Annotated in this window: 7 protein-coding genes; 2 read left to right on the top strand and 5 right to left on the bottom strand. The window is 72.6% G+C overall.

The genetic code is table 11. The annotated features are described in order from the left end of the window. On the bottom strand, nt 1-541 hold a 541-nt coding region (locus AB0H87_RS37290), incomplete at its 3' end, for a hypothetical protein (protein ID WP_360157014.1). Nucleotides 542-639: 98 nt separating this feature from the next. Here AB0H87_RS37290 and AB0H87_RS37285 point away from each other — a divergent pair. Continuing rightward, complete coding sequence (locus tag AB0H87_RS37285) at nt 640-1,047, top strand: MerR family transcriptional regulator (protein ID WP_360157011.1); 408 nt, start codon at nt 640-642, stop codon at nt 1,045-1,047. Nucleotides 1,048-1,120: 73 nt separating this feature from the next. On the opposite strand, the gene AB0H87_RS37280 is transcribed toward AB0H87_RS37285, so the two are convergent. Together AB0H87_RS37280 and AB0H87_RS37275 are read right to left on the bottom strand one after the other, a co-directional pair. Then, a complete protein-coding gene (locus AB0H87_RS37280) occupies nt 1,121-1,654 on the bottom strand; it encodes an AAA family ATPase (protein ID WP_360157008.1) in 534 nt (177 codons plus the stop codon). After that, nucleotides 1,651-2,394 (bottom strand): FkbM family methyltransferase, encoded by a 744-nt coding sequence (locus AB0H87_RS37275; RefSeq protein ID WP_360157005.1) that lies wholly within the window; start codon nt 2,392-2,394, stop codon nt 1,651-1,653. The genes AB0H87_RS37280 and AB0H87_RS37275 overlap by 4 nt, the downstream gene beginning before the upstream one ends. 182 nt (nt 2,395-2,576) lie before the next feature. Here AB0H87_RS37275 and AB0H87_RS37270 point away from each other — a divergent pair, with 182 nt between their 5' ends. Then, the gene (locus AB0H87_RS37270; protein ID WP_360156997.1) at nt 2,577-3,836 is read left to right on the top strand and encodes a ferredoxin reductase family protein; all 1,260 of its coding nucleotides are present in this window, start codon (nt 2,577-2,579) and stop codon (nt 3,834-3,836) included. On the opposite strand, the gene mnmA is transcribed toward AB0H87_RS37270, so the two are convergent. Continuing rightward, a complete protein-coding gene (mnmA, locus tag AB0H87_RS37265; RefSeq protein WP_360156994.1) occupies nt 3,833-4,903 on the bottom strand; it encodes a tRNA 2-thiouridine(34) synthase MnmA in 1,071 nt (356 codons plus the stop codon). The genes AB0H87_RS37270 and mnmA overlap by 4 nt on opposite strands. A 22-nt stretch (nt 4,904-4,925) precedes the next feature. Beyond that, nucleotides 4,926-5,477 (bottom strand): aminotransferase class V-fold PLP-dependent enzyme (locus tag AB0H87_RS37260; RefSeq protein ID WP_360156992.1); only part of this gene is annotated, 552 nt, incomplete at its 5' end.

Raw genomic sequence — 5,477 nt, 5'->3', positions numbered from 1 at the left:
AGTGAGAATGCAGGCATGAGTAGCGCAAGAAGGGTGAGAAACCCTTCCGCCGGATGACCAAGGGTTCCAGGGCCAGGCTAATCCGCCCTGGGTGACCCATGAGGCTCACGTAGCGGTCGCCGGCGGCCGCGGACGCCCGCGCCACCGCGCTCCTGACGTCGTCGGTGAAGACGTAGTCGCTCTCGCCGGCCGGCACGGTCCCGGGCGCCCGGTGCGTCAGCACGAACACCGGGACGCCCGGCACCGGGCCGTTGCCGCCCCAGCCGCCCGAGATGTCGTACGTCCGCCGCCCGGTGATCACCGCGCCGCCGCCCGCGACCAGCTCCCCGAACACCTCGGCGTTGACGGGCGACAGCCGGAACGACGGCACCCGGATCCCGCGCGCGGCCGCTTCCTCGTACGCCCGGATCGGAATCTCGCCGTCGAAGTACCAGCGGAAGAGGCCCTCGCCGCCCGCGCCGAGCGGGCTCTCCAGCCCGTCGCCCGGCCCGGCGACGAAGCCGTCCAGCGACACCGTCAGGTCCACGATCACTTTCGCCATCCCACACACCTTCCTCTCACCCGCGACGTCGGAGCCGCCGGCGCGGTCCGGACACGGGCTTGACTTTGGAGTGCGCTCCAAGGTTTACCGTCGAAGGCATGCGCGTCGCCGAGTTGGCAGAGGTCGTCGGGGTGTCCGCGGACACCGTCCGCTACTACGAGCGGGTCGGGTTGCTGCATCCGCCGCGGCGGACCGGAGCGGGATATCGCTCGTACGACGCGAGCGCCGCCGACCGGTTGCGGTTCATCCAGGGCGGGCAGCGCCTCGGGCTGCGGCTGAAGGACATCGCCGACCTGCTCGCGGTGCGGGACACCGGTGTGTGCCCCTGCGAGCCCGCCGAGGAGCTGCTCAAGCGGCGGCTCGACGAGCTCGACGCGGAGCTGGCGCGGCTGGCCGCGCTGCGGGCCGAGATGGTCCGGATGATCGACGGGCTGCCGGCGCGGGACTGCCCGCCGCCCGAGCCGGGCACCTGGTGCCCGCCCGATGCGTTGGGAGGTGATCGATGATGTGCGGTTGCGGCTGTGACTGTGGCTGCTGAGCCTCAGGGGACCCGCCTGCCGAGCGCGCCGGCCGGCGGTGTCAGGACACCATCGCCTCGGTCCACGCCCGGGCCAGGATCTCGTCGACCGTCTCGGCCGGCGACTGCGCCGACGTGTCGAGCCACAGGCCCAGCCGCGGCGTCTCCTCCCGCAGCACGCGGTCGAGCCCCTCGATCGCGAACGTCCCATAGGCGACCTTGCCCCGGCCCGCCTCCCGCGCGGCGATCGCGGCGGGCGTGGGCGCGAGCACGACCACCAGCAGCGGCCGGCTGCGGATCAGGTTGACCATCTCCGGCAGGAACTCCCCGAGCACCACGTCCTGCGTGACGGCGGTGAACCCGGCCTCGAAGTACGCGTCGCTCGTGCGCGCGGCCAGCTCGTACCGCAACCGCAGCTGCCGCACCGCCTCGTCCGACGGTGCCGGCGTCATCTCGGCCCGGCCGGACACCACCATCCGCCGGAACACGTCACCCCGCACGTGCACCGACCGCGGCAACCGTTCCGCGAGTGCCTGCGCCACGGTCGACTTGCCCGCCGCCTGGATGCCGGTGAGCAGGATGACGGCGCGGTTCACGAAGCGCGGAGGCGGGCGTACACGTCGCCGGAGCGTCCGGTCGGGCGGACCTCGCCGAGCAGGGCGACCAGCTCGCCGGCCGACATCCACTGCGACCGGGCCCAGCGCATGGTCTCCACGGGCGAGTAGTTGTATTCGTAGTCGCCCAGCGACTCCACCTGCCCGAGCACCGCGAGCCCGGCCTCGTGCGCCATCGGCAGGTATTCGAAGCTCAGCGCGCGCACGGGCTGCGACAGCCCGGCCAGCACGTCCGCCTCGAAACCCTCCACGTCGATCTTGCAGAACGCCGGCTGGCCGTATTCCTTGATCATGTCGTCGAGGGTCGTGACCGGGACCTCGACGGTGCGGTCCCAGCGGACCTTGGCGAAGCTGCGGTCCGTGGAGACCGTGTCGCGCCAGGTGGTCGAGAGCGTGGAGACCGTGGGCGTCGCTGTGGAGAGCGCGAGCTGCGCGGTGCCGGGTGCGGCGCCGACCGCGATCGGCGCGATCACGACCTGGTCGTCGCGCCCGAAGAACGCGCGCAGGACCCGCAGGCAGTCGGGTTGCGGCTCGACCGCGATGACGCGGGCACCGAGCCGGCGCCACGCCCGGACCCGGCTGCCGACGTGCGCGCCGATGTCGAACGCGACGTCACCTGGGCCGAGGAACTGCCCGTAGAACCGGACCAGCCGCCGGTGCCGGCCGGGCTGGCCGTGATAGATAACCAACGATCGGGCGATTCCCCACGCGCGGGTCAACATGCAGCGACCCTAGCTGAACTACTCTCGCCGGAACGCCGTAGTCACTCGCGGAGCCACCGGACAGGAGATTGCTCATGACGGCTGCAGACGCGACGGCATCGCCGACGGTTCGGGCTGGCCGCCCTACCGGCAACCAGGCGCAGGCTGCCCGATACGCCGTATGGATCGGACTTGCGTTCAATGTGTTGATCGTCGAGGTTCTCTTCTTCACGGGCGACCCGGCGAAGAACGACCTGATCGGCATCGCGAAGTTCCTCGCACTGCACGCCGCCCTGCTGATGATGCTCCAGCTGCTGCTGGTCGCCCGGCTGCCCTGGCTCGACACGTGGATCGGCACCGACAGGCTGACGGCCTGGCACCGCTGGACCGGGTTCGCCCTGTTCTGGGCGGTCGTGCTGCACGCGAGCTTCATCCTCGTCGGCTACGCCCGGCTCGCCGACATCTCGGTGTTCGCGCAGATCGACGTGTTCCTCGGCGTGTTCCCGACCCTGCTCGGCATGCTGGCGGTCTCGCTGATCGTGATCGTCGTGGCACTGTCCGTGCGGTTCGCCCGCCGTCGCATGTCCTACGAGCTGTGGCACGCGATCCACGTCGTGCTCTACGTCGCCGTCACGCTGGCCGTGCTGCACCAGCTCTACGAAGGCAGCACGTTCCGGGCCAACGCGCTGACCACGGCGTACTGGTGGGGGATGTGGGGTCTGGTGATCGTGTCCCTGCTGCACGGCCGCGTGGTCACGCCGCTGCTCCGCAACGCCCGGCACAAGCTGCGGGTGGCCGCGGTCGTGCCGGAGTCGCACAACGTCACCTCCGTGTACGTCACCGGGCGCGACCTGGCCGCGCTCGAGGCGCGGGCCGGGCAGTTCTTCATCTGGCGCTTCCTGACCAGGGGCCGGTGGTGGCAGGCGAACCCGTTCTCGATCTCGTCGACGCCGGACGGTGAGGTGCTCCGGCTGACCGCGCGGGCGGTGGGCGGGACCAGCGCGGGCCTGCGCGACCTGCCGGTCGGCGCGCGGGTCTTCGTCGAGGGGCCGTACGGCGCGTTCACCACGCTGCACCGCACCCGTGACGCGACGCTGCTGATCGCGGGCGGCGTCGGCATCACGCCGATCCGCTCACTGCTGGGCGAGCTGGACGGGCCGGTGACCGTGCTCTACCGGGTGCCGACCGAGGCCGACGCGGTGCTGCTCGGCGAGCTCGAGCACTACGTGACCAACGCCGGGGTCACCCTGCACCTGCTGACCGGCCGCACAGGCTCCGGGCTGCCGCCGAACCTGCCGTTCGCGCCCGCGAACCTGACCGCGCTCGTGCCGGACATCCGCGAGCGGGACGTGTACGTGTGCGGGCCGCCCGCGATGACCGGCAGCGTGCTGACGGCGCTGAAGGAGGTCGGCGTGCCGAAGCGCCAGGTGCACGCGGAGCGGTTCGCGCTCGCCGGCGACTAGCGGATCGTCGCGGAACCGAGGACGACGTCGCCGGCCGGGTCCGGCCGGTAGGCCACCACCGCCTGGCCCGGCGCCACCCCGCGGGCCGGGCTGCGCAGCGACGCGACCAGGGCACCGTCGTCGAGGGTGACGACCGCGGGCAGCGGCGTGCCGTGCGCCCGCAGCTGCACCTCGCACTCGACCGGCGCGGCCGGCACCGGGCCGCCGGTCCACACCGGACGCTCACCGGTCACCGTGGACACTTCGAGCGCCTCGAGCGGGCCGACGGTGACGGTGTTGGTCACCGGCGTGATCGACAGGACGTAGCGCGGCTTGCCGTCGGGTGCGGGCACGCCGATGTTGAGACCACGACGCTGACCCACGGTGTACGCGTAGGCGCCCGCGTGCGAGCCGACCACCGCACCCGTCAGCGCGTCGACGATCTCGCCGGGCTCCTCGCCGAGCCGGTCGGCCAGGAAGCCGCGGGTGTCGCCGTCGGCGATGAAGCAGATGTCGTGCGAATCGGGCTTGTCGGCCACGGACAGGCCGCGCGCCGCCGCCTCCTCGCGCACCTGGGCCTTGGTCGAGTCGCCGAGCGGGAACATCGACCGGTCGAGCTGCTCGCGGGTGAGCACGGCCAGCACGTACGACTGGTCCTTGGCGAGGTCGACGCTGCGGCGCAGCAGGCCGTCGGCGCCGAGCCGGGCGTGGTGGCCGGTGACCACCGCGTCGAAGCCGAGCGCGATCGCGCGGTCCAGCACGGCGGCGAACTTGATCTTTTCGTTGCAGCGCAGGCAGGGGTTCGGGGTGCGGCCCGCGGCGTACTCCGCCACGAAGTCGTCGACGACGTCCTCGTGGAACCGGTCGGCCATGTCCCACACGTAGAACGGGATGCCGATCACGTCGGCCGCACGCCGGGCGTCCCGGGAGTCCTCCAGCGTGCAGCAGCCCCGCGCGCCGGACCGGTAGGTCTGCGGATTGCGGGACAGCGCCAGGTGCACGCCGGTGACGTCATGCCCGGCCGCCGCGGCGCGCGCGGCCGCGACGGCGGAGTCGACTCCGCCGGACATCGCTGCAAGAACCCTCACGGCAGCAAGGGTACGCGTCGCCTCACCGCGACGACTTGATCATGCCCGCCCGGCGGGCCCGCTCCACCGCGGCCGGCAGCGCGGTGACCAGCGCGTCGACGTCGGCCTGGGTCGAGGTGTGGCCCAGGGTGAAGCGCAGCGAGGAGCGCGCGCGTTCGTCGTCGTTGCCCATCGCGAGCAGCACGTGCGACGGCTGGGCGACACCGGCCGAGCAGGCCGAGCCGGTCGAGCAGGCCACGCCCTGCGCGTCCAGGAGCAGCAGCAGCGCGTCGCCCTCGCAGCCCGGGAACGAGAAGTGCGCGTTGCTGGGCAGCCGGTCGACGGGGTCGCCGTTGTAGACCACGTCCGGCACCGCCGCGCGTACGCCGTCGACCAGGGCGTCGCGGAGGGCGGCGACGCGGGCCGCGTACTCCCGCTGGCTCTTGACGCTCGTCTCGACCGCGACCGCGAACGCGACGATCCCCGGCGCGTCGAGCGTGCCGGAGCGGACGTCGCGCTCCTGGCCGCCGCCGTGCAGCAGCGGCGTCACGGCGACGTCGCGGCCGAGCAGCAGCGCGCCGACGCCGACCGGGCC

The sequence above is a fragment of the Asanoa sp. NPDC050611 genome (assembly GCF_040654855.1).
Taxonomy (GTDB): domain Bacteria; phylum Actinomycetota; class Actinomycetes; order Mycobacteriales; family Micromonosporaceae; genus Asanoa.
Note: the sequence above shows the minus strand (reverse complement) of the source record. Positions and strands in the feature narration are given on the sequence as shown.

Bases quoted from the DNA above. Each gene is read 5' to 3' on its own strand.
- AB0H87_RS37285 (WP_360157011.1), top strand. From the start codon at position 640: ATGCGCGTCGCCGAGTTGGCAGAGGTCGTCGGGGTGTCCGCGGACACC.
- AB0H87_RS37275 (WP_360157005.1), bottom strand. From the start codon at position 2,394: ATGTTGACCCGCGCGTGGGGAATCGCCCGATCGTTGGTTATCTATCAC.